Annotated in this window: 27 protein-coding genes; 6 read left to right on the top strand and 21 right to left on the bottom strand. The window is 34.1% G+C overall.

Going from position 1 to position 25,095, the window contains the following annotated elements:
- The first annotated feature begins 34 nt into the window (after window positions 1-34).
- The 5 genes from E0W69_RS00715 to E0W69_RS00695 all read left to right on the top strand — a co-directional run bounded on the left by E0W69_RS00715 (window position 35) and on the right by E0W69_RS00695 (window position 3,503).
- Complete coding sequence (locus E0W69_RS00715) at window positions 35-613, top strand: Crp/Fnr family transcriptional regulator (protein WP_131328119.1); 579 nt, start codon at window positions 35-37, stop codon at window positions 611-613.
- A gap of 195 nt (window positions 614-808) precedes the next feature.
- Entirely contained in the window at window positions 809-1,228 is a 420-nt protein-coding gene (locus tag E0W69_RS00710) for a nuclear transport factor 2 family protein (protein WP_131328118.1), read from the top strand.
- Window positions 1,229-1,254: 26 nt separating this feature from the next.
- On the top strand, window positions 1,255-2,001 hold the full coding sequence (locus E0W69_RS00705) for an SDR family oxidoreductase (protein ID WP_131328117.1): 747 nt from the start codon (window positions 1,255-1,257) through the stop codon (window positions 1,999-2,001).
- A 72-nt stretch (window positions 2,002-2,073) separates the two neighbouring features.
- Window positions 2,074-3,039, top strand: coding sequence for a cytochrome P460 family protein (locus E0W69_RS00700; protein WP_131328116.1), 966 nt, complete (start codon window positions 2,074-2,076; stop codon window positions 3,037-3,039).
- Window positions 3,036-3,503, top strand: a complete 468-nt coding sequence (locus tag E0W69_RS00695; RefSeq protein ID WP_131328115.1) for a cytochrome P460 family protein — start codon at window positions 3,036-3,038, stop codon at window positions 3,501-3,503. Before E0W69_RS00700 ends, E0W69_RS00695 begins: the two co-directional genes overlap by 4 nt.
- 22 nt (window positions 3,504-3,525) lie before the next feature.
- On the opposite strand, the gene E0W69_RS00690 is transcribed toward E0W69_RS00695, so the two are convergent.
- From E0W69_RS00690 to E0W69_RS00600, 21 genes are all read right to left on the bottom strand, one after another.
- Entirely contained in the window at window positions 3,526-4,656 is a 1,131-nt protein-coding gene (locus E0W69_RS00690) for a dipeptidase (protein WP_225321352.1), read from the bottom strand.
- A 193-nt stretch (window positions 4,657-4,849) separates the two neighbouring features.
- Complete coding sequence (locus E0W69_RS20380; protein WP_191967923.1) at window positions 4,850-4,999, bottom strand: hypothetical protein; 150 nt, start codon at window positions 4,997-4,999, stop codon at window positions 4,850-4,852.
- A 43-nt stretch (window positions 5,000-5,042) separates the two neighbouring features.
- Window positions 5,043-5,660 (bottom strand): TraR/DksA family transcriptional regulator, encoded by a 618-nt coding sequence (locus tag E0W69_RS00685; RefSeq protein WP_225321351.1) that lies wholly within the window; start codon window positions 5,658-5,660, stop codon window positions 5,043-5,045.
- A 3-nt stretch (window positions 5,661-5,663) separates the two neighbouring features.
- Window positions 5,664-9,092, bottom strand: coding sequence for an isoleucine--tRNA ligase (gene ileS / locus E0W69_RS00680; RefSeq protein ID WP_131328114.1), 3,429 nt, complete (start codon window positions 9,090-9,092; stop codon window positions 5,664-5,666).
- An 88-nt stretch (window positions 9,093-9,180) separates the two neighbouring features.
- Window positions 9,181-10,209: a hypothetical protein gene (locus E0W69_RS00675; RefSeq protein ID WP_131328113.1), complete on the bottom strand. Its 1,029-nt coding sequence runs from the start codon at window positions 10,207-10,209 to the stop codon at window positions 9,181-9,183.
- Window positions 10,210-11,712 (bottom strand): NAD(P)/FAD-dependent oxidoreductase, encoded by a 1,503-nt coding sequence (locus E0W69_RS00670; RefSeq protein ID WP_225321350.1) that lies wholly within the window; start codon window positions 11,710-11,712, stop codon window positions 10,210-10,212.
- An 89-nt stretch (window positions 11,713-11,801) separates the two neighbouring features.
- Window positions 11,802-13,316 carry a polyamine aminopropyltransferase gene (locus tag E0W69_RS00665; RefSeq protein WP_131328112.1) on the bottom strand — a complete coding sequence of 505 codons (1,515 nt, stop codon included), beginning with the start codon at window positions 13,314-13,316 and terminating at the stop codon, window positions 11,802-11,804.
- Complete coding sequence (locus tag E0W69_RS00660; protein ID WP_131328111.1) at window positions 13,309-13,524, bottom strand: DUF350 domain-containing protein; 216 nt, start codon at window positions 13,522-13,524, stop codon at window positions 13,309-13,311. The genes E0W69_RS00665 and E0W69_RS00660 overlap by 8 nt, the downstream gene beginning before the upstream one ends.
- Before the next feature lie 7 nt (window positions 13,525-13,531).
- Window positions 13,532-13,702 carry a hypothetical protein gene (locus E0W69_RS20375; protein WP_191967922.1) on the bottom strand — a complete coding sequence of 57 codons (171 nt, stop codon included), beginning with the start codon at window positions 13,700-13,702 and terminating at the stop codon, window positions 13,532-13,534.
- 2 nt (window positions 13,703-13,704) lie between these two features.
- Window positions 13,705-14,964, bottom strand: coding sequence for a hypothetical protein (locus E0W69_RS00655; protein WP_131328110.1), 1,260 nt, complete (start codon window positions 14,962-14,964; stop codon window positions 13,705-13,707).
- Window positions 14,964-15,323 (bottom strand): S-adenosylmethionine decarboxylase family protein, encoded by a 360-nt coding sequence (locus E0W69_RS00650; protein ID WP_131328109.1) that lies wholly within the window; start codon window positions 15,321-15,323, stop codon window positions 14,964-14,966. The genes E0W69_RS00655 and E0W69_RS00650 overlap by 1 nt, the downstream gene beginning before the upstream one ends.
- 62 nt (window positions 15,324-15,385) lie before the next feature.
- The gene (locus E0W69_RS00645; RefSeq protein ID WP_131328108.1) at window positions 15,386-16,030 is read right to left on the bottom strand and encodes a hypothetical protein; all 645 of its coding nucleotides are present in this window, start codon (window positions 16,028-16,030) and stop codon (window positions 15,386-15,388) included.
- Window positions 16,023-16,505 (bottom strand): hypothetical protein, encoded by a 483-nt coding sequence (locus tag E0W69_RS00640; RefSeq protein WP_131328107.1) that lies wholly within the window; start codon window positions 16,503-16,505, stop codon window positions 16,023-16,025. The genes E0W69_RS00645 and E0W69_RS00640 overlap by 8 nt, the downstream gene beginning before the upstream one ends.
- 12 nt (window positions 16,506-16,517) lie before the next feature.
- Window positions 16,518-17,258 carry a dioxygenase family protein gene (locus E0W69_RS00635; RefSeq protein ID WP_131328106.1) on the bottom strand — a complete coding sequence of 247 codons (741 nt, stop codon included), beginning with the start codon at window positions 17,256-17,258 and terminating at the stop codon, window positions 16,518-16,520.
- Window positions 17,259-17,365: 107 nt separating this feature from the next.
- On the bottom strand, window positions 17,366-18,016 hold the full coding sequence (locus tag E0W69_RS00630) for a hypothetical protein (protein ID WP_131328105.1): 651 nt from the start codon (window positions 18,014-18,016) through the stop codon (window positions 17,366-17,368).
- A gap of 62 nt (window positions 18,017-18,078) precedes the next feature.
- Window positions 18,079-19,479, bottom strand: a complete 1,401-nt coding sequence (locus tag E0W69_RS00625) for an FAD-binding oxidoreductase (protein WP_131328104.1) — start codon at window positions 19,477-19,479, stop codon at window positions 18,079-18,081.
- Between the two features lie 35 nt (window positions 19,480-19,514).
- Window positions 19,515-20,231 (bottom strand): 4-hydroxy-tetrahydrodipicolinate reductase, encoded by a 717-nt coding sequence (gene dapB / locus E0W69_RS00620; protein ID WP_131328103.1) that lies wholly within the window; start codon window positions 20,229-20,231, stop codon window positions 19,515-19,517.
- 9 nt (window positions 20,232-20,240) lie between these two features.
- Window positions 20,241-20,960 carry a DUF5683 domain-containing protein gene (locus E0W69_RS00615; RefSeq protein WP_131328102.1) on the bottom strand — a complete coding sequence of 240 codons (720 nt, stop codon included), beginning with the start codon at window positions 20,958-20,960 and terminating at the stop codon, window positions 20,241-20,243.
- 91 nt (window positions 20,961-21,051) lie between these two features.
- Window positions 21,052-21,993 carry a ParB/RepB/Spo0J family partition protein gene (locus tag E0W69_RS00610; RefSeq protein ID WP_131328101.1) on the bottom strand — a complete coding sequence of 314 codons (942 nt, stop codon included), beginning with the start codon at window positions 21,991-21,993 and terminating at the stop codon, window positions 21,052-21,054.
- Window positions 21,994-22,019: 26 nt separating this feature from the next.
- On the bottom strand, window positions 22,020-22,820 hold the full coding sequence (locus E0W69_RS00605) for a ParA family protein (protein WP_131328100.1): 801 nt from the start codon (window positions 22,818-22,820) through the stop codon (window positions 22,020-22,022).
- A gap of 41 nt (window positions 22,821-22,861) precedes the next feature.
- Window positions 22,862-23,542 carry a metal-dependent hydrolase gene (locus tag E0W69_RS00600; RefSeq protein ID WP_131328099.1) on the bottom strand — a complete coding sequence of 227 codons (681 nt, stop codon included), beginning with the start codon at window positions 23,540-23,542 and terminating at the stop codon, window positions 22,862-22,864.
- Window positions 23,543-23,710: 168 nt separating this feature from the next.
- On the opposite strand from E0W69_RS00600, the gene E0W69_RS00595 reads away from it, so the two are divergent.
- On the top strand, window positions 23,711-24,940 hold the full coding sequence (locus E0W69_RS00595) for a metallophosphoesterase (protein ID WP_131328098.1): 1,230 nt from the start codon (window positions 23,711-23,713) through the stop codon (window positions 24,938-24,940).
- Window positions 24,941-25,095: the final 155 nt, after the last annotated feature.

The following is a 25,095-nucleotide window of genomic DNA, read 5'->3' as shown; positions in this document are numbered from 1 at the left end:
GATTAAAATTGTATTTATCACTTCAAGAAATTACGTGTACGATATCTATCAACAATATTTAGACAAGAGAATTCAATTAACAGAAGAAGAAAAAGCATTTATTCAATCTCTATCTGTAGCAAAAAAATTACGAAAAAAACAATATTTATTACAAGAAGGAGATGTTTGGAAATATCATGCTTTTATAACTAAAGGATGTTTGCGCACATATGCGGTAGACGACAAAGGAATCGAGCATATTATCTATTTCGGATTTGAAAGTTGGTGGATTGGCGACCGGGAAAGTTTAATCAATCAGACGCCCACAAGACTTAATATTGACGCTATTGAAGATTCAGAATTAATCCTTTTTACCAATGATAATTTCCAATTGATTTGCGAAAAAGTTCCTGTATTTAAAGATATGGTTTATGGCATTATTTCCAAAAGTCTAAATGTGAACCAAAGCCGTATTTTATCCAATATTAGTCAAACTGCCGAAGAAAAATATTTGTCTTTTTTAGAAAAATATGGAGCATTAACCAATCGCATTCCCCAAGCAATGATTGCAGCCTATTTGGGTATAAAGCCAGAAACATTAAGCAGAATAAGGAATTCTGTATCGCGTAAATAATACATTTTTTCATAGAAATCACTTAAAAGGTCCCAGCATTTGTAGGACCTTTTTTCATTTCTATAACTCATAAAAAACAAACTACAATTGATCTATATCATTTAATTACTTGTGTTTTCTCATTTCGCATGCCTTTATTTCGCTGCACCTTTGCTCTATCAAATCAAATATTATTCATTTATAAATATTGGAAAAATGAAAACAGCAAAAGAATTATTATTAGCCTATTTAGAAAACATTCAAAATGCAGACCAAGTCATAGAATTATTCGCCGAAGACGCCGCAATCGAACTACCTTATTTGGAAAGTTTAGGCACTACGGGGCGTTGGTCAGGGAAAGAAACTTTGTACAATTTTCTTAAAGGTTTACCTAACACATTTATAGGTTTCAAATTTAAGAATATTCAAATCCATATTGACACCCCAGAACAAGCTTTTGGAGAGTATGAAGTAGAATGTATCGCTGCGTCCACAGGCAAAACTTATCGCCAGCATTATATGGGCAGGCTCGTAGCTAAAAACGGGAAAATACAATTAATCAGAGAAGCTCTAGACCTAATACAAGTTGTTAAAAGCACATTACCCAACGGTTTAGCAGATTTAAATAATAAATAATCAATCAATTTTAAAATAAAATAATCATGAATATCACAAACAAAACTATTTTAGTTACAGGTGGAAACTCAGGTATCGGTTTTGCCATTGCAAAACATTTTAAAGCACAAGGAAATCGAGTTATCATTACTGGAAGAGATAAAACTAAACTAGAAAAAGCTGGTCAAGAATTGAGCGTGGAAACCATTCCATTGGACACAACTAGCGAATCTGATGTAAAAAACTTGGTCGCAATTGTCTCTGAAAAATACAAAGATTTGAGTATCTTGGTCAACAATGCCGGTTTGGGTCAAGGTTACAATCTGAGAGATGCGGAAAACATTATCGAAATTGCAACAGCAGAGTTTGCCACTAATTATTTTGGCACAATAAGATTAACGCAAGCGCTTTTACCTATTTTAAAAAGTCAATCAGAAGGTGCGATAATTAATGTGAGCTCACAGGTAGCAATAGTTCCTTTTTTAGTGTTACCAACTTATTCAGATAGTAAAGCAGCCCTTCATTCCCATACGAAAGCGTTGAGACTTTCTTTATCTAATACTAGTAAAATAAAAGTGTATGAAGTTTTCCCAGCTTTAATTGACACCGCTGGAACTAGAGCTCTTGGGTTGACCAATGGCTTACCTGCCGATACAGCAGCAGAAATTATTTCAAATGGAATTTCTCAAGATCAATATGAAATATTTGTTGGAGATGAAGCTGTAGAACTTAATAAAAATTTCTACAAAGATCCACAATCCACATTAGAAAATTTGAATAAAGCATTGTATTAAAAAAATGGAGGAATCGTAAAACATTCCTCTTTTTCTTAAATTTATATTCCAAATTTAATAGCAAGATAGATTATGTTAAAATCAAGAAAAAGTAAAACTATAATTATTATCATAGTCGCTATTTTTATTGGCATGCAAGCCTTTCGCCCAAACATTAAGGCAGAAACAAGAAAAGAAAATCTGAATTTGCCAACGGATGTAGCCAATATCATTAAGAAAGATTGTTACGACTGTCATAGTAATGAAACAAATCTGAGATGGTACGATCAAATTCAACCCGCATTTTCTCTTGTGGCCAATCATATTATTGAGGGTAGAAAAGCGCTTAATTTTTCTTATTGGGATACGTTATCGGCAGATGCACAGAAAAACACACTTTATTTGGCTGTGAATCAAGTCATTTTAGGTGCCATGCCTTTAGAGAGTTATAAGAAATTTCATACAGATGCGATTCCATCCGAACAAGAAATTGCTATTTTGAAAAAATATTTGATTCAAATTTCTCCTACAAAAATATCCGATTCTGCAGTTGTTAATAATGCCAATGAAAAATTTAACAAATGGATGAATGGTAATATCACATTTAACAACAAAGTAAAACCAGCGGCAAATGGCATTGAATATATCAATGGATTTCAACAATGGAAAGTCATCGCCATAACAGATCGGTTTGACAATAATAGTTTGCGGGTAATTTATGGAAATGACATTGCTGTAAATGCGATTAAGTCTGGAAATATTAATCCTTGGCCAGACGGAACAATATTCGCAAAAGCTGCGTGGAAATCTCTTGTTGATAAAGATGAAAATGTCTCTCCTGGCGAATTTTGGCAAGTAGAACTTATGATCAAAGATCAGAAAAAATGGGCAGCAACAGACGGCTGGGGCTGGGCAAGATGGCGTGGTACAGACTTAAAACCTTATGGTGCAAAAGCATCATTTACAACAGAATGTATGAATTGCCATCAACCAATGAAAGACAACGATTTTGTATTTACACTTCCATTCCAATTAAAAAATAAACAAATTTTGAAATGAGAAATATAGCTTTTTTAATAGTTACCATAAGTTTCATTATAACTAGTTGCCATTCTAATCAGGTTAGTAAATTCAATGAAAATGCAACTATACATTCTATGGATACCTTAATTAATCCACAAGAATGGAAGGTAATTACCACATTTACCAATAGAAAAAACAAAACCATCTCCATATTATATGGAAATGAAATTGCAAGCAATTATGCGTATAAAAATAATGAGGGAAATTATCCAAATGGTACAAAACTAGCTTTAGCAACTTGGGAATCTGTAGAAGATCCCAATTGGTTTGGTGCCAAAATTCCAGGCGAAGTACAATCCGTAGAAATTGTAACTATTGCTTCGAATTCCAATCCAGTTTATAGTTTGTATAAAGGGAATAATTTAAATAAAGTAGAAATTTCCGATACGGCGAGCGTAAGCAAAATATTGTCTTATCGTACTATGATTTTACCTAAGTAGAAAAGAATTGACATATTAACAACTACACATTCGTTGCATTTTCGAAAACTCGAAAAAAATTGCCACCACCAATTTTGTTAATATCAGACTCCGAAAAACCGGATTGTAGTAATGCATCCACTACCGTATAATAAAAACCTATTTTCTCCCCTTTCCAACTCTGATTAGTTTTATTCTGAAACCGATTATTATTATCAGCACTTGGAGCCATTGTCGTATCTGTTCCTATACATACATGATCTACCCCAATCGTCCCCACCATGGCTTTAACATTCTCAGCAAATTCTAGAGGCGTATCTGCTAAATGAGTCCAAACACCAATAACACCACCTGCTTTCGCAAATAGCCTAGCCTGTTCTGGACTGATTAAACGCGGGAACATCATTTTTGCCAAACGTTCATTTTTCCCTAATCGAGTATTCAAACCTGTGTGAGAGATAACCATCGGTTTACTCGATACTTCAATTGCTTTATTAATCGCATCATTATTACAATGTGCCAGATCTAACAATATACCGATGCGATTACATTCTTTAATGATATCAATGCCCAATTGTGTTAATCCTCCGTATTGTGGTTTATCAGTATAAATATCTCCAATCGGCGGAGTAGACTGACCATCGTGCATTAATCCTAATTGCCTTAATCCCAAATCGTAAGCTATTTTTATACGTTCAATTTTACCTTCGGTAAAATGTGCACCCTCTACACTTTGGATAACAACTTGCTTATTTTCTTTTCGTGCTTTTTTAATATCTCCATAGCTCAATGCTCTTGATATATTATTGGCATGAAGCAAATCATCCATTTCATCTAATTCCAAGATAAAACGATCAAACGCTTCTCCCTCCTTTGTTAATTGTGGTCGATCAACACAAAAAGTCATACCAATTGCCGTCAAGCCAGAATCTTGCAATTCTGCCGCCAACTCATAATTTTTATTTTTAAATTCGTTCATGTCAAATGGCAGATCCATATGATTATGCGTATCGATACCAATTGTTTTTGCTACGATTCGTTTGACTTTATCCTCTTGTGTTTCTGTCGTCCAACCTAATAATGGATTTAAAAATAAAGCCGAACTCGCCATCCCGATTGACTTTAAAAATCGGCGCCTTTTGATAAAAGTAGAGGATTGAAACATAATTGTCATAGTATCGATTTTAAACTTAATCTTATTGTGGCGAAAAAAAATCAAAAAACAACCTCAAATTGGATAATATAAATATACTGCAGTTAATTTTCATCCCTCATTAATTATTTCAAAATACTTCATGATATTTGATCCTAACAAGAAAAGCCAGCAATGCCGGCTTTTCTTGTTAGGATCAATACTTACATGTATACTAATTTTGTTTTCCGAAGATCTGATCTACAGCTCCTTCCAACATTGGAAATTTTTCTTTGACATAACCGATAACAGAAGTTATCGCATTCTTAGCTTGCTCTTCCGTAAGGCCTGCTTCGTTTATCAATTTGTCTACTAATTCTTGCATAAAATCTAAATTATTGATTTTAAAATAGGGCAGTCTCCCAGTCTTACTTTTTCATACTCATTTTCGCTTCCAAGCTTAAAGTTGCATGAGGCACTGCCATTAATCTTGCTTTTTCGATCAATTTACCAGTAACTCTACAGATACCATATGTTTTGTTTTCGATACGTATAAGCGCTTTTTCCAAATGGTCAATATAAGTGATCTGACGACCAGCCATTTGTCCCAATTGCTCTCTTTCCATACTCACAGTACCATCTTCCATGGTCATATATCGGCTTTCTGCTTCACCACCCAAATGGTCTTTACGAGTAATTAATCCTTGCAAATAAGTTAATTCACTTTTTGCGTTGTTTAATTTCTTTTTGATTAATTCCTTAAATTCATTTAACTCCGTATCACTATATCTTACAAGAGGGCCATCAGATACAATTACTTCTTCTATTCTTTCTTCTAAAGGTTGGTAATCAGGTTGATAAGGAACACTCGTTTTTACCGTTGTTTTAGGTACTTTAACTTTTACTTCCTTGGCCATTTTATCTTCTTTAGATTTGGAACTTTTGGACTTAGAGCCTACTGTTTCCTCAGCGTGTGTCACTGGCTTTTCTTCACTGACAGTCGCCTTTTTGGAGGTATCTTTTTCTGCATTTTTTTGTTGAGCCATACGTTAACCTTTTTGCTTTACACTAATTATTAATTTCGTCCCATTGATATCAATCTCTGATCCATTGTCTATTTGAGAAACAAAATCAATAGAATCCGCTAAAATTTCAGCGCAAATATAACTTTTAAACTTATTGATAGCAGGCTCTAGCGCAGAGTTATGCACAATTGTGACTAAGATTTTATCCGTCAAATCAAACTTGCTTTCCTTACGTATATTTTGAATTCTATTAATAATCTCTCTAGCTTCACCTTCTTGCGCTAGCTCTTCTGAAATTTGAATATCCAATGCGACTGTCAATTTGTCTTTGGATGCAACACTCCAGCCTGGAACATCTTCCGCAGAGATAATAACATCTTCCAACAACAATTCGACATGTTGACCTTCTACTTTTAATGGGAAAACTCCTTCTGATTCAATCTTTGCAATATCTTGTTGTGTAAATTGGTTGATTGCAGCACCTACCGCTTTCATTAATTTACCCATACGCGTACCCAAAGTTTTGAAATTAGGTTTTACCTTTTTGCTGATGACGCCATTGGTTTCGGTCAAATATTCAATTTCTTTGACATTCACTTCAGATTTGATCAAATCTTCCACTTTTTCCAATTGCAATTTCATTTTTTCATCCAAAACTGGAATCATTACTTTTTGCAATGGTTGGCGTACTTTGATATTTACTTTTTTTCTGATAGATAGAATTAGAGAAGACGCATCTTGCGCCAATTGCATTCTTTCTTCCAAATCTGTATCAATAACGGATTCATTTGCCTCAGGATATTTGGCATGATGTACCGATTCTACATCAAATCTGTGGCTAACCTCATTTAATCTTCTGAAAATAGCATCACTGAAGAATGGAGAAATGGGTGCGATTAAACGCACAATCGTTTCCAAACATTCAAACAAGGTTTGATAGGCAGAGATTTTATCCAATTCATACTCACCTTTCCAAAAACGACGACGACAAAGGCGTACATACCAATTACTTAAATGCTCATCCAAAAATTCTTCGATGGCACGACCCGCAATTGTTGGTTCGTAATCATCCAAAGCCGCATTTGCTTTTTTGATAACGGTATTCAAACTAGACAATATCCAACGATCGATTTCTGGTCTTTTGTCTACATCAATATAATTTTCTTTGAAAGAAAACCCGTCCACATTGGCATATAAAATGAAGAATTGATACGTATTGTACAAAGTACCGAAGAACTTACGCGTCACTTCTTTCAATCCGTCCAAATCAAATTTCAAATTATCCCAAGGTGACGCATTGGTCATCATGTACCAGCGCGTCGCATCCGCACCATAATCGGCCAATGTGGTAAATGGATCTACGGCATTACCAAGACGTTTACTCATCTTGTTACCATTTTTATCCAAAACCAAACCATTGGAAACAACTGTTTTGTATGCTAAACCTGGATATTTCTCGTCACTTACTTCAAAACCGTCTTTTTTCAACTCTTCGTGCACTTCTTCTTTAACCAAAGCACTGATCGCATGTAAAGTATAGAACCAACCTCTCGTCTGATCGACACCTTCACTAATAAAGTCCGCTGGATAGTTTTTGGCAAATATTTCTTTATTTTCAAAAGGAAAATGCCACTGTGCGAAAGGCATCGCACCACTATCAAACCAAACATCTATCAAATCTGGAACACGCGTCATCGGTTGACCAGAAGGCGATTTTAGAACGATATTATCTACATAAGGTTTGTGTAAATCTTTTTGAACATTCGCTCTTGCTTCTGCAGTGTTTAAATCACCCGCAAATTCCAATTCATTGTTCAATTGTTCCAAACTACCTATGCATATTTCTTCCGAGCCATCTTCTGTTCTCCAAATTGGCAAAGGCGTACCCCAAAAACGGCTACGACTCAAATTCCAATCCACCATATTTTCCAACCAATTACCGAAACGACCTTCGCCGGTTGCTTTTGGTTTCCAATTGATGGTTTTATTTAGATTGACCATTCGCTCTCTCAACTCAGTCGTTTTGATAAACCAAGATTCTAATGGATAATATAGAATTGGCTTGTCTGTACGCCAGCAGTGAGGATAACTATGGACATATTTCTCTACTTTGAAAGCACGATTTTCTTGTTTCAATTTGACGCTGATATCCACATTGACATCAACATAACCTTCTTGATTGAAGAAATCTTTTACATATCGACCACTGAATTCACCTACACCATCGATAAATTTTCCTTTTTTATCTACTAAAACCAAAATACCGACATTGTTTTTCATACCGACTTTATAGTCATCGGCACCAAATGCGGTAGCGGTGTGTACGATACCCGTACCATCTTCCGTAGTTACAAAATCACCTAAAATGACTTTGAAAGGATCTCCCCCAGATTTTTCAACTGTATTCGCTTCATAAGGCATCAATTGCTCATAGCGTAGACCTTCTAAATCTGAGCCTTTAAAGGAATGAAGAACTTTCCATGGAATTACTTTATCTTCAGGTTTATAGGCATCAAAATCTCCATTTTCCCCTTCCGCCTTGAAATGTTTGCCAAGCAATGGAGTTGCTACAACTACATTTACAGGTAAATGCGTATATGGATTAAAAGTTTTAACTAATGAATATTCAATTTTAGGTCCTACTGTCAAGGCCACATTGGATGGCAAAGTCCAAGGTGTCGTTGTCCAGGCCATCAAAAATACTTCACTAGAGTTTACTGTAGAGCCATCCCATGATTCTTTTGCAGTATCAATTAAAACATTACTAAAAGTATTTCTCCATGTCTTATCAACAACAACAGGTAGTAATTTAAACATTGCTACAACGGTCGTATCCTTCTCATCCCAATACGTACCTGGTTGATTTACCTCATGTGAACTCAAACCAGTACCTGCCGCTGCAGAATATGGTTGTATGCTGACACTTTGGTACAATAAGCCTTTGTTGTACAATTTGCTTAATAACCACCAAAGCGTTTCAATATATTCATTTTTGAAGGTGATATAAGGATCATCCAAATTTACCCAATATCCCATTTTTGTGGTCAAGTCATCCCATACATCTTTGTATCGAAGTACGGCTGCACGACATTTTTCGTTGTATTCTTCGACGGTGATTTTCTTTCCGATATCATCTTTGGTAATGCCCAATTCTTTCTCCACGCCCAATTCCACGGGCAAACCATGCGTATCCCAACCGGCTTTTCTCTTCACTTGAAATCCTTGCATGGTCTTGTAACGACAAAACAAATCTTTGATCGTACGCGCCATAACATGATGAATACCAGGCATACCGTTGGCACTTGGAGGACCTTCGTAAAAAACGAAACTCGGCGCACCTTCTCTCAACTCCACACTTTTTTCAAATGCGTTTTCTTTCTGCCATTGTTCTAATACTTCCTTTTCAGTTTGAGGAAGATTCAAATTAGAAAATTCTTTATATGTCGTACTCATTATTATTAATCCTTCAATTTCAGCCTAAAAATGGGTGCAAAGGTACGCAAAATAATAAAGATATTTTTTGACATATATTAACCAAAATTTATTTTTTAGACCGTTTCCAAATAAATCCATCCAATATATAATGTGTAAATTGTGGAACGGACAAAAGTGGTACAAATAGGAATTGATAATGAATCCATTTTCTCGATGTAGAAATGTTTGAAAAATTCTCCTTCCACACGAAAACATCCCACAAAAATTCTTCTAAAAATGCAATTACAAGTAAAAAAAGGACGTAAAACATCAAAATGTTCCACCACTTCATTTTTCGAAAAAATGGGACACTTGCACTTTCATTATTTTCTAATTCTTTGAAGTATATCAAAGCCATATAAGGAATTCCATGAGAAATCACATTCAACGCTGTAAATATTAAATCATCATTGAAATACACTATACCAAAATACCAAGATAAAGCAGTTCCCAGCAACAATAAATTTTTAGGCAAGTTGAAAAAATGAGATTTCCGATAATTGACAAATTCATTTATTACGTAGGCTAGAAATATTACTACATACAAATAACTAAAGCAATGTAAAACAACCGGATTTTCCCAATGCAAAAATTCATTATCAACAAACCAATTAAAGTTTTTTGTTCCAGACATAAACCAATATATCATCGGATAACTTGTTGACGTGTATATCGCCAAGTTATTGATAACACGATTACGTTTAACTAGATTTTCTTGTTTAGAATATAGCCGCATAAAACCATATTGCTGACGTACAAAATGATATACAGCTACATAAGCCAAAATACTCCAAAAAAAGTGGCTGCTTATTCCAAACAAAAAACAACTTAAGAATAAACAGATGACAGGCGTCCAGATATATAGCTTTCTATTTCTTTTAAAGACCGATGGTTTAAAATAAGTTTTGAATAAAGTCGCATATACATGCGCAACATCAACAAAAACAATCAAAAATAACCAAGTATAAAATGAATACCGATGTTCAATTAGTTGAATCCTGCTTTGAAAAAATACAATCAACAACAATATGATAATAGGAGGCATTAAGACGAATGCCAAATCATTTTTTTTGTTATTTATCCAAGGCTGCTTCATTTAATCAAAATTTATCATTTGATCAGCGGCTCTTATACCTTGATGAAAAGCCTCTTCAAATATTGAAATACCCGATAAGTCACTGTGTGCAAAAAAAATCTTGTTATCAATTGGTTTAGCTGCAGCTAACTTTTCTTTACTAAATATAAAACCTTTCACTGGACTAATCATACCATGTCCCAATCTAAATATTTCTATAGATAGTATGAACTCTTCAATATTCGGATGGGCTAATGAGATATCTTCGATGATACATTTAGTCCAATAAGATTCCGACTTTGAATACAATTTTCGTCTACCACTCTTAAAATCTTTATTTGAAAAAGGTAAATAATAACTAATTACTTTTATATCATTCTGTTGATTTATATTTTGATTTTGATTGTAAACATACCCTACACCAACACCTCCATATATAACATTATCCCAAGCCAATGGAAAACTACCATTATCTAAACTTTCACTAATAGTAATAGCACTTACTATCCAAGGTGCATAGTTGAACGCTTTCGTCAACTCTTTGCGTCCTTCTATCAAATACTGATTAATAAATTGCGGTGTGGCTACTATTACTTTATCTACTACATAGCGAATACTTTGGTTTGAAGTTGAATTAAAAGAAGAAATTTCCACTTTGTCATCATTCCATTTAACATCATAGACTATGTTATTTTTAATCGTATTCTTACTTGAAAATGAAGCTAATAAATGTGCCAGATGAGCATTTCCTTCTGGCCAAGTCAATACGTTATCCATTTTGTTATTGGCACTATTTTGTTTACGACCAGCGAAATAATGAATCCCAGCCCAAGCAGAAACCAAATCAATCCCAATACCGAAATCATCGCAACAACTATAATTAACATACCAATGCAATTGTTCACTATGAAAATTATGTTCTAACAACCATTCCTTCATAGTCACAAGATCTAACAGTTTTACTTCCTCTACCGAGGAGGATTGAATTATAGGGATATCAAAATAGTATTTGCCCAAAGAATCTTTCTTCGTTCTATAATCGTTCATCAATCCAAAAAAGCGAATAAATTCATTTTGAACTTCATTCGAAATTCCTTTTTTAGGAACAAGATCTTCTTGCCAATCGCCATTGTAATATAATCTTTCTTGTGGTGGAAAAGAAAGCTGAAATTCATCGAAAATTGGTTTTCCATTATCAAATCCGACAATAATTTTTTGCTCAACTAAAAAATTTATCAACTCCTTATCTTCAATATTTGGCAATGGGAGATAGTGTGCACCTCTCGGATATTTAGAATATTTATTTTCTCCATTAGACGAATTACCACCTACATGTGATTCTAACTCCAACAATTTAAAATCTTTAATATCTTTATTTACAAGCCGTCGAGCCGCTGACAAACCAGAAATACCACCGCCTATAATTAAATATTTAACCTCTATAGTTTCACTTATTTTTGGGAAATTTTTACTCCAAATGCGATGTCCCAATATGTGATTAGTCCCTGTAAGCAGAACTAACATTTTTTTAGTCGACTGCACACATGACTGAATTATTGGAAATATTACTGTAATTCCAATAATTTTTCTTAGAAAATCCCTACGACTTTTTATCATTGTACTTTTCCCCATTCCTCATCAAAATAACGTACTAAAGATTGATTATCTAATCTATTTTCATCCGTTTTGCGCCAAGACATATCTTTTGAAAATTGGCATAATTCTTTGAAATCATAGTTATAAAAATGTAAGCCATTGACTTGCCTGCGAACTGAATTGAAATTTATTGCTGGATTATTTACTGCCATAGAAAAACCCCACTCTCCAAATGAAGGCACATAAGTATGATATGCTTTTACCGAAGGAAAAACGGTAGCTAAGGTATTATAAACACACCAAAATGAATTTGGAGCAAAAAACGGCGAGGTTGTTTGTATTGTAATAACAGCATTGGGAGAAAGTACATTTTTCAAATTTTCATAAAAACTCGTTGAAAATAATTTACCCAAACTATAATTTGAAGGATCTGGGAAATCAATGATAGCTACATCAAAACTATCTTTATGATTTTTTACCCAGAGAAATGCATCCTGATTGACGACTTTTAATTTTGAATTGGTTAGTGAGCCTTTATTAAATTGAGTCATGACTTCATTTTCTGAAAAAAATGTAGTCATATTTTTATCCAAATCAACTAAAGTAATATCTTTTACTTCTGGATATTTTAATATTTCTCGGGCAGCCAGTCCGTCGCCACCTCCCATAATTAAAATATGATTTGCTCTTGGAGCCATCGACATCGCAGGATGTACCAATGCTTCATGATAACGATATTCATCTTTAGAACTAAATTGCAAATTATTATTTAGATAAAGACGATATTCCGCTTTATTATGTGTTAACACGATCCGCTGATAAGACGTCGAATGAGCAAAAATAATATCCTCTCCGTATAATTTGTTTTCAGAAAAGCGTAATATCTTATTTGAAAAAATAAAAAAAATAGCTAAAATACATAGGATAATAATTCCCCTAATTTTTAAAAATCGTACTTTAGTTAATTCTTCCTTTAGTGAAAATGCCACCCATAACGCAATAGAAACATTAATCATCCCAAAGAAAAGTGAGGTTCGCATTAATCCTAAGAAAGGAACCAATACCAAAGGAAATAATATAGAAGCTAACAAAGATCCGATATAGTCAAATGTGAATATATTAGACACCAAGTCTGAAAATTTGAATTTATTCTTCAATAAATTCATTAATAACGGTATTTCTAATCCTACAAAAATCCCAGTGAGCACAACTAATAAATATAGTACGCCTTGAAAAAATTGTACATACTCAAATAGTACAAATAGTAAAGTGGAACTTAAGCCTCCAACTATGCCAATAAGGAACTCTACTTCAACAAAAGTTGATAGTATATTTTTCCTCAAATATTTGGATATATATGACCCCAATCCCATAGAAAAAAGATACACTCCAATTACAAAGGAGAATTGCCTTACAGAGTCTCCCAATAAATAACTTGCTAATGCTCCAGCAACTAACTCATATACCAATCCACAGGTAGAAATGATAAACACCGAAAAAATCAGCAAATGTTCCTTCTTAATTTTATCCATGTATCGCAGCACTTATGATCATAGAAATGCCAATAATTAAAGATGCCATAATAATTGCCAAGGCTATATTTTTGTTCTCAGATATTTCTTTCCAAGTTTGTTCGGGGGTTAATCTTTCTATAATCCAATATCCTAATAATAAAATTGCAAGCCCTACAAGAGAATAAATAATGGAACTAATCACAGGTCCTAAGAAAAAATAATTCATAATAGTTTTATTTATGGTAATAAAATCCATGTGCACTGCTACGTCCAGTGCCGCCTTCATTTTCTGTTGATGTACAATCGCAAAGTTTTATACCGTTATTGATTGCATAAATAAATATAGTTACAACTATAATTGCAATCCCTAACGCAAGCTTATTATTAAGTATAAATTTTTTCACATTCAAAAATTTTGCTGATTTCTTTTTTCTTCAAATGAGGCATTTACAATTATAGTGATAATCAAAATACCAAGTAAAAATAAAACTACCATGTTTACATTCCATAGGCTTGGTTTTTTCCAATCAATACTAACTTGTATATTTTCAGGAAAACTTTTGGTTCCTGCATTAAATTCAGAGGAAATAAGAGTCGCTGATGTATCTGCAACGGGGACTTCTTCTCTACTAATTTCAAATTCTAAATGATAAGTTCCTGCTTGTACTCCACATATATTTGATGACGCAGCATTAGAACCTTCCGTCCACGACTCTCCTCCTTCGGTTCCATAATAGTACTCTATATCTTTAGATAAATAAACTTTATCTTTCGTTTCATCATTCACCAAGGTAATAAAACAACTTGCCCAACTATTTCTAATTAATGAATAAAAATGACAATCCAGATTCCCTGTCGGACCTGCCAAGGTAAAAGGTTTAGTCAAAAATATTTTACCTTTATTAAAATCTAATTGCTGCTCATAAACACGATATTCAGTACTATTTCTATAGGTAAAAATATTCGCAGCAAACATAATTAGTGCTGCCGCGAGAAAAATGGCTGCCATATTTCTAATATCTATTAGAAACGGCTGCACAATACCAATACCTATTTTATTTGGCAATTTAGTTACCTGAAATATTTCTTTTACCTCCTTTTGAGTAATATGCTGGCCAATAAATTTCTGTAAAGATTGTTCATATTTCTCAACTGAATATATATATGGAACTTCTATATGCTCTTCTAAACTATAATCTTCATTAGGATTAAAATCATAAAATCCAAAGGCTTTACATTCATCCACTTTTGCAGAAGATTTTCTATACCTTCTTAGATTATTAGGATCAAGTTTGCCTTTTGTATACGTAAGAACTTCCTCATCAGATTTTGCTTCTTTTAATATAATCCAATGCCCATCGTATTCCGAAAAATAGACATTTTCTTCTATCGAATCCAAAGGAGTAAGTATATATTCCGTCCAATAAAATTGATCACTATTTCTTTTACGCAATATTCCAGATACGATGAATTCTTTATTACCAACAGAAACTATTTTTCCTATTTTAATATAATAATTATTGAAATATTCATTTCTGTTTGCATTCGTAAGCCATCTATTATTTTGATATGAACTGCTACACTCAGGACAATAGTAATATTCAAAATCAAAAGAATCTGGGAGCTCAGCATTAAATTGACAACCTTTACATTCAAATTGTTTCATTAGCGTTCAATTGTATTTCGTTTTACAATAGAAGCTGAAAAATAACGAATGTAGGATGCTGAAATTTCTTGTACTTTATCAGTATTATCTTGGCTATAATTACAAAGGTAAACATCCAATGTAAGACTCTTTAGTTCTGGCCAAGTATGTATACAAATGTGAGATTCTTTCAAACAAAATGACGCGGTGAATCCTTGGGATTCAAATTTATGAACAACTTGCCCAACTTTTTCTAAACCATATTCATCAATTAAGAAATCAGTAAAGGCACAAAAAGTATTCTCATCGGTTAATTTGTCCGCTGCACTTGTAGTTAAGGTCATTAAGGAATGGGTGCCAAATATATTTTTTTCCTCCATTATATATCTTGTATCGTAAAAATATAAAAATGATGGAACTTAGGCAAAAAATATTCAAATATCTATTCACTCCAACTCAGAAGTATCGAATTATTACTTAACGATTCAATTTCAACATCCTCTTTTTCCCATAAAATAAGGCTATCGCGCGGCCCTAATAATCGATCATCAATCTCAAAAGAACCCTCAATTACATAGTAAAGATTTTTGGACGAGAAAAGATCCTTTTGTATTTGTTTTGCCTTGCAATCAAAGCAACCAATAGATAAATTTGGACTTAAAGGAATTAGTTTGTTTTTGAGCTCATTTATTTCCAGTGCAATTGTTTTTGCTTCTTGAGTTTCGTTGAAATAGGCTATTAAAAATGTACAAACTTCATTCGTATCATTATGCAAATGAGATTTGATATTCATTTTATTTTCGAATATGTATACTTCTCCTGGATAACAATGTATTTTTTCATTTCTATTATAAAAAACGACACTATTATAAATAGGAATTAGGATAATTGATTTAAACAAATCATTTTCAATACTCAATTGACCATCAGCATCCAAATAAACATCCCAAATATCATGTAAATCACCACTAGGATTATTTTCACCAATTTGAGGCAAACTATAATACTGCCCTTTAGAAAATTCATTTAACTTTCTAAAATTACTTAAAACAATCCTTCCAGGAATTTCGTGTACTGTATTATTCATAATCAATAGTTTGTATAGATAAATAAGGAACCAATTTTATAGTATACAAATTCGCTTCGTTTTTCTTTTTTACGATCAAGAACTCTCCTATTGTCTCCAACCATTCATATTGACTAGAAAAATAATTAATAGCAATCTTATGTTGATGTATATTTCTAGTATCTGAGTCAATGAGTTGAAACTGGAAAGATTCAAAACCGAAATACCGAATACCTATATTGTCAATTAGATCAGGAACAATACCATTAAGTTGTTGTATATATCCAACTACGGATGCACTTACAAGATATTCCAGCGGTTCAATATTCACACCACTATTTACCAATCCCTTCAATGTAAAAAGAGAACCATTCGCATTATGGTTCTGAAATTGCATTTTAAATTCCATAAAAGAATCTTCCCATAGCATTTTTTCCCATTCGGAAGTACTATGACTATCAATAACTTTTTTATAGTGAAGGGTTATCATTTTCATACGGTACCATTATTATGCACTAACGTTAATCGTTTTTGTCATACTAAAACCTGCACTTAAACTACCAGTTACAGTCGCGATTTCATATGTCACAGAATCACTAAATACATTATCACTTGCATTTTTAGTATAGCCGCTTGTTCCTTTAGTATATCCATAACTACTTCCGTTCGTATTAACCGAAATACATAAATCATCCGAAAATGCGATTTGTGTTACCAGTAAAGATTTGCCACTAGAATTGTATACGTGCACATGTACATGGGTTGCACGGCTTTCATACCAACCGGGAAATATAGAAGTAAAACTAACCACACCTGTAGAATCGGTAGTCTGACGACCTCTTAGCCAATGATAAGATTGATAATTATTCGTTTGCATGGTAGTACCACCATATTCAGAATAATCACCATTTACATCACAATGCCATATATCTACAATAGCACCTTCCAACACATTACAACTATCATTTGTATTTGTAATAATAATTTTAATGGACATACTTGCCCCAACGCCATCTCCCTTGGTAATATCACTTCTTACATAAGAGGATGGACTCTTTGTTGGAAACGGACCTTCTGTCTCAGTTGGAGTTACTGTGCAAGTTGTATCTTCTGTAGAAGATGTAGTGGTACTATCTGTTGTACTGTCAGTCGTTGAGCTGATAGCGTCACTTTTACTACAACCCGAAAGGACAAAAGGAGTTGATGCTGCAAATATCGAAAGCGATTTTAAAAAAGATTTCCTTTCCATAGTTTGTGGTTTTTAGTGAATATATTTCATTAAAATTACCAACTATGAAAAGGAATTATTAAAAGCCATAGATAAATATTCCATTTATCTAGATTAACTTAAAAATATTATCTATGTAAATAGATAAATACACCACCTCTAATAATTGGGATAGGTGTATTGCTGGAAACTTTTCCATTTTGGTCATAGTCAACATCTCTATATGGGGAATATTGATTATGTAAAAAATCCATACCCACCGAAAAGAAATAACTACCTGCATTACTAAATCTACTGATATATCCCACAGATCCAATCAAACTGGCTGCATTAAAACTTGTATTATCAGATCCATATTTAAAGGTACCCCAATTTTCTTCAAATTGTCCTTGTATGAATAAAAAGCTAACTGGATTAAATCTTACAAATGGACCAACACCATAAGTCGTTAATTTTTGACTGACATTATCCCAAGAATAATCTTTACTAACCGAATTATAATTAAAATTTAATGCCAACCCCAAATCCCAATATTTAGATGGACTATAACCAACTAAAGGATTAACTCCCACAGCGGCACCACCACTACCACCTCCTACAGCCAATCCGCCACCGAAAAATAAACGAGACATTGGCTTTTGTTTGGTATCATTTTGATATCGATTGACTACAATCTCTTGTTCATCCTCTTTCCCTGTTGAGTCAATCGTAATCTGTGCATTAACCAAATGCGCAGACATCATTAACAAACCCGCCACCAAAAACTTTTTATAATTCATTTTTTGCTATTTAAGGATATGTAGTCATTTGACTTCTATACAAACCTAAAGTAAAATCTTATTTAATCGAAAATTTTACCGGCATTTAAGATATTATTAGGATCAAATGTTTGCTTGATTCCTTGCATCAATCTTACATGTGTATCATTTAGAATTAAGGATAAATATCTTTTTTGCGTCAAACCAATTCCATGTTCGCCACTGATGGTTCCGCCCAAACTCACCACCAATTTAAATAATTCATTCAAAATTTCTTCCATTTCAGGATGTCCATAGCTATTTGGAAATCCTTCCTTATTAATTCTAACATGAATATTACCATCTCCTGCATGACCGTAACAAACTACTTTAAAATCAAATTTTACACCTAAATCTTTTACACCATGAATCAATTCCGGCAATTTAGCTCTTGGCACTACGGTATCTTCTTCCACAGTGTAGCCAACTGATTTCACAGCTTCTGCAGCGCGACGTCTCAATTTCCACAATTCTTCTTTTTGTTGAGAATCTTCTGCGAAAAAGATCTCACCTATATCGAATCCATCCAATGCAATTGCAATACCTTCCATATCTTTCATCAAGACTTCGGGATCATTACCGTCCACCTCTACGATCAAATGTGCCGCAATGGAATCATCCACAGGGACAACATGACTATCTACAAATTGTGCTGCAATTTTCAAGGCATCTATTTCCACAAACTCTAAGGAACTTGGTGTATATCCTGCTCTAAAAATAGCACTTACCGCTGCGCTTGCACTTTCCAATGTATGGAAAGGAATAAGCATCAACATATCTTGTTTTGGATAAGGAATCAATTTGAAAACGGCTTTTGTCACGATTCCCAATGTTCCTTCACTTCCCACCATTAATTGGGTTAAATTGTAGCCCGTAGAATTTTTCAACACATTAGCACCGGTCCAAATAATTTCTCCTGTAGGCAAAACAACTTCCAAATTCAAAACATAGTCTTTCACCTTACCGTATTTCACAGCTTTTGGACCTCCGCTATTTTCGGCAATATTGCCACCAATAAAACAAGATCCCTTACTGCTTGGATCTGGAGGATAAAATAATCCTTTGGCCTTCACTGCATCTTGCAATACTTCCGTAATTACACCTGTTTCGGTAGTTACTTGTAGGTTTTGTTCGTCTATTTCAATGATTTCATTCAAACGATCTATGGAGAGCAACACACCGCCTTTTGTAGGAATTGCACCACCACTCAACCCAGTGCCTCCAGCTCTTGGAGTCACAGGAATCTTGTGTTCATTACACAAAATCATGATCTTACTAATCTCATCTGCAGTACGCGGACGAATAACAATTTCTGGAAGAAACAAAAGTTTTTCCGTCTCATCTCTTCCGTATTGCGTCAAAGAATCTTGATCATACAAAACGTAAGATCCACCAACAATTTCTACAAATTTTTCTATCAATTCTGGAGTAACCAAAGAAGCCATTTTTTCAAATTATATTTAGAAGTAATCAATGTAAATTATAATCCTAACACATCAGACATTTGGAATATACCTTTCTTCTGAGCGATAAACTCTGCTGCCAACACTGCACCTAATGCAAATCCTTTACGCGAATGCGCCGTATGAATAATTTCGATATCATCAATTTCTGAATGATACGTGATGGAATGCGTACCAGGCGCGGGATCTTGACGAATACTTTTGATGAATAAATCAGAGTCATTTGCGCTTGGTTCATTTACCCAATGCTTCTTTTCAGAAATAAATTGCATCACTTGTTCGCCCAAAGTAATTGCTGTACCACTTGGTGCATCCTTTTTTGCGGTGTGGTGAATTTCTTCCAAAGACACTTCGTATTCTTTATGTAGCGCCATCAATTTTGCCAAATATTTATTCAATTCAAAAAATAAATTCACGCCAATACTGAAATTACTTGCGTACAAAAAAGTTCCCTCTGTATCTTTTGTTAATTGCTCAATTTCAGCTTTATGTTCCAACCATCCAGTAGATCCAGCAACAGTCGGAATATGCCAATTCAAACAATTTTTGATATTACCATACGCTACTTCTGGATTGGTAAATTCTATTGCGACATCCGATTCTTGAATTTTATTTTCATTAAAATCTTCCAAGTTAGCAGATGTAATTTTCAAATTAACAGAATGACCTCTCTCGATCGCTATTTCTTCAATGGCTTTTCCCATTTTGCCATAACCAATGAGCGCTATTTTCATGTAAATATTTTAGTTATAAGTAGAATTATACGTGGTCTTACTAGGATATTTCCAATTAAAAATAAAGGAAACGCCCGGCACTCTTGCCATTTGGAAATACGTTGGATTGGCAGTCATGCTAAGATTGGGGCTAATATCAAAATCTTTTAAATGACCAAAAACGGTTGCATCTGCCACATTAATTCCCCATAAAATGAAGAACCATAATGCTGCGTAATCTTTATTTCTACGATAATAATTGCGCTGACTCTGCACACTTGATAGAAAATTAGAACCTGCACTTCCTGGATTGGAAGCATATAGAGCGTCCCAATAATCTTGGTAAGTTTTAGGAAGTACCGTTTTACTTCTAATCAATGCGCTATCTGTTGCACGATTCGCCGCTGGTCCATACGTCGCTCCATATACCAATTTATAGGCTTTGGCCGCTTCATTAAACCATTTGGAATTTTGGATAAAGGCAACCGTAGGTATAGCAATACCTCCAATTACTATCGGAACTTTCCAATATTGCTTATTATACCATTGTCCCCAACCTGGAAGCATTAAAGAATGCATCGTCGCCTTATGTGGATCATGTGGTTTTTTCTTTTTTTCTGGTGCAAACATCGTACTATCAAAATCAACTTTGGCTGTATCGATGGGCGTATTTTCATATAGCACAGTGTCTTTGCCAACTACTTGTGCATTTATTTTTACCAATGAAAAAGCACAGAAAAAACAAAGCATAAAAATGCTCTTTAAATAAGAAATTTTTATGCTGTATTTGTACATTATATTCAAAATAGAATCGACTGATTGTGAAACGAAAATGCAGTAACTAACCTGCTTTTACATCTAATAAATCCAAAAGTTTATTCAACTCTTCCAAAGAATAGTATTCAATATTGATACTACCATGTCCAGATTTATTATGTGCTAATTTTACTTTCGTACTAAAATGAGAAGCCAAATTATCTTCAATGCGTTTGTAAGCTGGAGACAATTCGTTTTTATTTGCCGCAGCTTTTTTTGCAGCTGCGCCACCTTCTGCAATTTTGGTCATTTTACGTACCAAATCTTCGGTTTGTCTTACGCTTAATTTGTTTTTCAAAATTTCATTGAAAACAAATAATTGCTTTTCCACCTCATCCAAACCAATAATAGAACGTGCATGCCCCATGCTAATTACTGCATTTCTAACAGCTAATTGGATATCTGGTGGCAATTTCAACAAACGCAAATAATTCGTTACCGTACTTCTCTCCTTTCCCATACGATCCGCAACTTGCTCTTGCGTGTAGGAAAGTTCGTCCATCATACGTTTGTAACTCAAAGAGATCTCTATGGCGTTTAAATCCTCTCTTTGTAAATTTTCCAACAATGCCAATTCCAATAATTCTTTGTCATTAGCTTGTCGTATATAAACAGGAACATCTTTTAATTCTGCTCTTTTTGCCGCGCGAAATCTTCTTTCACCCGCAATCAGGCGATATTTTCCAGTGGTTATTTTACTTACCGTCAAAGGTTGGATGATATCGTGCATCTTGATAGATGTCGCTAATTCATTCAACGCTTTCTCATCAAAATCATGCCTTGGGTTGTGCGGATTGACTTCAATCTGCTCTACCGGAATTCTGATAATACCTGTAGCTTCTTCCACTACCTGAGATTTTAAATGTCCTGTGGTAGATTTTAAATCCGAATCAATATTTTGCAAAAGAGAGCGAATACCTTTCCCTAAAGCGTCTTTTGGTGATTTATTTTGTTTGATTGTTGCCATAATATATTCTAATCGCAATGGCAGAATTATTCAATAATTCTCTCTTCTTGCGGTATTTGAGTCATGTTGTTTTTTTGCAAAACTTCTTTTGCAAGATTGAGATAATTCATAGCACCTTTGCTTGCCGCATCGTATAAAACGACAGGTTTACCAAAACTAGGCGCTTCGCTCAATCTCGTATTTCTATGTACGATAGTATTGAATACCAATGTGTCGAAATGTTTTCTCACTTCACTTACTACTTGATTGGATAATCTTAAACGTCCATCGTACATCGTCATCAAGATACCTTCAATTTCCAAATTTGGATTTAAGCTATCTTGTACAATTTTGATGGTATTTAATAATTTACCCAAACCTTCCAATGCAAAAAATTCACATTGTACTGGTATCACAATACTATTGGCAGCAACCATCGCATTGACGGTCATAATACCTAATGAAGGCGAACAGTCAATAATGATAAAATCATATTCATCCCTTACCGGCGCCAAGATATTTTTCAAAACTTTTTCACGATTGGGATAGTTGACCATTTCGATCTCCGCACCGACCAAGTCGATATGAGAAGGTATCAAATCCAAATTGGGAATTTCAGATTTTAAAATAACTTCTCTCGCGGGCGTCTCATTGACCATACAATCGTACAAACTGCTGGTAATATTATGTAAATCAAAACCTACACCAGTAGTAGAATTGGCCTGAGGATCTGCATCTATCAAAAGTGTTTTGAACTCTAACACTGCTAGACTTGCTGCAAGATTAATTGCAGAAGTAGTTTTACCTACGCCACCTTTTTGATTTGCAACTCCAATGATTCTTGCCATGTATTTAAAATAATATATTTATTAAAATTCAAAAATAAGCTTTAAAGCTCGATTGTCTCTCCGATCGTTGGAAGGATCAATTCTTTTCCTTTGGATTGAAACGCAGTTAGCGCTTTGTCCGTATCTATCGCTATCAAAGAAAATGTATTGTAATGTACGCCAACAATCTTATTACATTTTACAAAATCTGAAGCGATCACTGCATCATTGTAATCCATGGTGTAATTGCCTCCTATCGGAAATATAGCGAAATCTATATTTGCAAAATAAGGAATCAATTGCATATCCAAAGTTAAAGCTGTATCTCCAGCAAAATAAAAACTTCCTTCTTCGGATGTTAAGACAAATCCCAAAGGATTGCCACCGTAACTACCATCAGGCAAACCAGAAGAATGAATGGCATTTACCGCTCTTACTTCTCCAAATTCAAATTTTACAGGTCCGCCATGATTTACTTCTTTTACATTTTCAATACCATTTCTTTGTAAATAATGACAAATTTCTGGATTGGTTACCACTCGAGCGCCCGTATTCTTGGCAATCGCTGGCACATCCAAAATATGATCACCATGTCCATGACTCAAGAAAATATAATCTGCTTCAATTTTATTGATATCGATATCTTTTGCCAACGGATTGGCAGAAATAAACGGATCAAATAATATTTTTTTACCCTTAATCTCAACTAAAAAACCTGACTGACCGTAATATGTAAATTTCATAACTCACCTTTTAAATTAATCGAATAAAATTTGAAACGCCTAAAATTGGGAACAAAAATAATTTTTTATTGTTACTTTATGGCATGATTGTACCGTAAACGAAATTTTTAAGTTATTTTTTTATGCACATCGTTTAGGAACAATGCAATTTAATCAATCAATCCAATTATGATTCGATCACTATTTAACAATAGATGGATAATTTTATTACTATTTATTGCACTGGAAGTATATGTATTTCAAGCAATTAAAGATATTACGAAAAATGCCTCACAGCCTATCAGATGGACTATTTATGGTTTATTTGGGTTATTATCTTTGTTGAGTGCAGTATTTCTATTCTCACTTTCTAGCGTTTCAGAACGTACGAGCACGTATTTATTGAGCTTTGTTTTTGTCTTTTTTGTATCGATTTTATTTTGTTCGATCTTTTTGGCGGTGGATGATTTACGTCGCGGAATTACTTGGATTGTATATAAATTACAACATAAGCCTGCACCTTCCGAAGGTTCTGCCATTTCCAGATCAACCTTCTTGTCTTGGTTGGGGGTGATCATCGGCGGCTCTTTTTTTGGAACGATGGCGTATGGCATTTCCAATAGATACAATTACAAAGTCCGGAAAAAAACATTGCATTTTCCCAACTTACCTGAAGCCTTTAAAGGCTTAAAAATTGTACAGTTAAGCGATATCCATAGCGGCAGTTTTACCAACAAAGCCGCAGTAGAACGTGGCGTCCAAATGGCATTAGCAGAAAAACCTGATCTAATTTTATTTACTGGAGATTTGGTAAATAATCGTGCGATTGAGATGAAAGATTACATGGATGTATTTAATCAATTGAAAGCGCCGATGGGAGTTTATAGCACTTTGGGCAATCATGATTACGGCGATTATGTCGAATGGCCTACAGCAGAAGCTAAAGTTGCCAATTTGAATAGATTGAAAGAAATTCATGGTGAATTGGGATGGAAATTAATGATGAATGAGCATCAAATATTTGAAAGAAATGGACAAAAAATTGCTTTAATCGGTATTGAAAATTGGGGAGCAAAAGGTCATTTCCCCAAATATGGCCGCATGGATCTTGCCTATCCTGGCACGGAAAATATTCCATTCAAAATATTAATGAGTCACGATCCAAGCCATTGGGATGCAGAGGTACGCCCAAAATACCCAGATATTGATCTAACACTTTCAGGCCACACACACGGGATGCAATTTGGCATTGATATTCCAGGATTTAAATGGAGTCCGATTAAATGGATGTATAAAGAATGGGAAGATCTCTATCAAGAAAACAAACAATATATCTATGTCAATAGAGGTTATGGATTTTTAGGTTATCCTGGTCGTGTGGGGATTTTACCCGAAATCACAGTATTGGAATTGGTATAAATTGGAGTTATCAATTATAAATAACAAATCGTTTTTTGCTTTTCACACTTCAACTTTCATAATTCCTATTTCAAATGATTCACATTTGTTAAGGTAAGTTTTTCCCTATTTTTCTAAACTTTTCCCATAAGATATATAAATTTGGCACTTTAGAA

This window comes from Rhizosphaericola mali (assembly GCF_004337365.2).
Lineage (GTDB): Bacteria > Bacteroidota > Bacteroidia > Chitinophagales > Chitinophagaceae > Rhizosphaericola > Rhizosphaericola mali.
The sequence above is the reverse complement of the archived record's forward strand: the minus strand, read 5'-3'. Positions and strand labels throughout refer to the sequence as shown.

Coding starts and splice junctions, on each gene's coding strand:
- E0W69_RS00665 (WP_131328112.1), bottom strand. CDS start 13,316: ATGGATAAAATTAAGAAGGAACATTTGCTGATTTTTTCGGTGTTTATC.
- E0W69_RS00650 (WP_131328109.1), bottom strand. CDS start 15,323: ATGGAGGAAAAAAATATATTTGGCACCCATTCCTTAATGACCTTAACT.
- E0W69_RS00600 (WP_131328099.1), bottom strand. CDS start 23,542: ATGAAATTTACATATTACGGTCAGTCAGGTTTTTTAGTTGAGATTAAG.
- E0W69_RS00640 (WP_131328107.1), bottom strand. CDS start 16,505: ATGAAAATGATAACCCTTCACTATAAAAAAGTTATTGATAGTCATAGT.
- E0W69_RS00630 (WP_131328105.1), bottom strand. CDS start 18,016: ATGAATTATAAAAAGTTTTTGGTGGCGGGTTTGTTAATGATGTCTGCG.
- E0W69_RS00695 (WP_131328115.1), top strand. CDS start 3,036: ATGAGAAATATAGCTTTTTTAATAGTTACCATAAGTTTCATTATAACT.
- E0W69_RS00655 (WP_131328110.1), bottom strand. CDS start 14,964: ATGAAACAATTTGAATGTAAAGGTTGTCAATTTAATGCTGAGCTCCCA.
- E0W69_RS00610 (WP_131328101.1), bottom strand. CDS start 21,993: ATGGCAACAATCAAACAAAATAAATCACCAAAAGACGCTTTAGGGAAA.
- E0W69_RS00685 (WP_225321351.1), bottom strand. CDS start 5,660: ATGGCTCAACAAAAAAATGCAGAAAAAGATACCTCCAAAAAGGCGACT.
- E0W69_RS00675 (WP_131328113.1), bottom strand. CDS start 10,209: ATGAAGCAGCCTTGGATAAATAACAAAAAAAATGATTTGGCATTCGTC.
- E0W69_RS00615 (WP_131328102.1), bottom strand. CDS start 20,960: ATGCTTTGTTTTTTCTGTGCTTTTTCATTGGTAAAAATAAATGCACAA.
- E0W69_RS00670 (WP_225321350.1), bottom strand. CDS start 11,712: ATGTTAGTTCTGCTTACAGGGACTAATCACATATTGGGACATCGCATT.
- ileS (WP_131328114.1), bottom strand. CDS start 9,092: ATGAGTACGACATATAAAGAATTTTCTAATTTGAATCTTCCTCAAACT.
- E0W69_RS00595 (WP_131328098.1), top strand. CDS start 23,711: ATGATTCGATCACTATTTAACAATAGATGGATAATTTTATTACTATTT.
- E0W69_RS00605 (WP_131328100.1), bottom strand. CDS start 22,820: ATGGCAAGAATCATTGGAGTTGCAAATCAAAAAGGTGGCGTAGGTAAA.
- dapB (WP_131328103.1), bottom strand. CDS start 20,231: ATGAAAATAGCGCTCATTGGTTATGGCAAAATGGGAAAAGCCATTGAA.
- E0W69_RS00705 (WP_131328117.1), top strand. CDS start 1,255: ATGAATATCACAAACAAAACTATTTTAGTTACAGGTGGAAACTCAGGT.
- E0W69_RS20380 (WP_191967923.1), bottom strand. CDS start 4,999: ATGCAAGAATTAGTAGACAAATTGATAAACGAAGCAGGCCTTACGGAA.
- E0W69_RS00660 (WP_131328111.1), bottom strand. CDS start 13,524: ATGAATTATTTTTTCTTAGGACCTGTGATTAGTTCCATTATTTATTCT.
- E0W69_RS00625 (WP_131328104.1), bottom strand. CDS start 19,479: ATGGCTTCTTTGGTTACTCCAGAATTGATAGAAAAATTTGTAGAAATT.
- E0W69_RS00635 (WP_131328106.1), bottom strand. CDS start 17,258: ATGGAAAGGAAATCTTTTTTAAAATCGCTTTCGATATTTGCAGCATCA.
- E0W69_RS00645 (WP_131328108.1), bottom strand. CDS start 16,030: ATGAATAATACAGTACACGAAATTCCTGGAAGGATTGTTTTAAGTAAT.
- E0W69_RS00700 (WP_131328116.1), top strand. CDS start 2,074: ATGTTAAAATCAAGAAAAAGTAAAACTATAATTATTATCATAGTCGCT.
- E0W69_RS00710 (WP_131328118.1), top strand. CDS start 809: ATGAAAACAGCAAAAGAATTATTATTAGCCTATTTAGAAAACATTCAA.
- E0W69_RS00690 (WP_225321352.1), bottom strand. CDS start 4,656: ATGACAATTATGTTTCAATCCTCTACTTTTATCAAAAGGCGCCGATTT.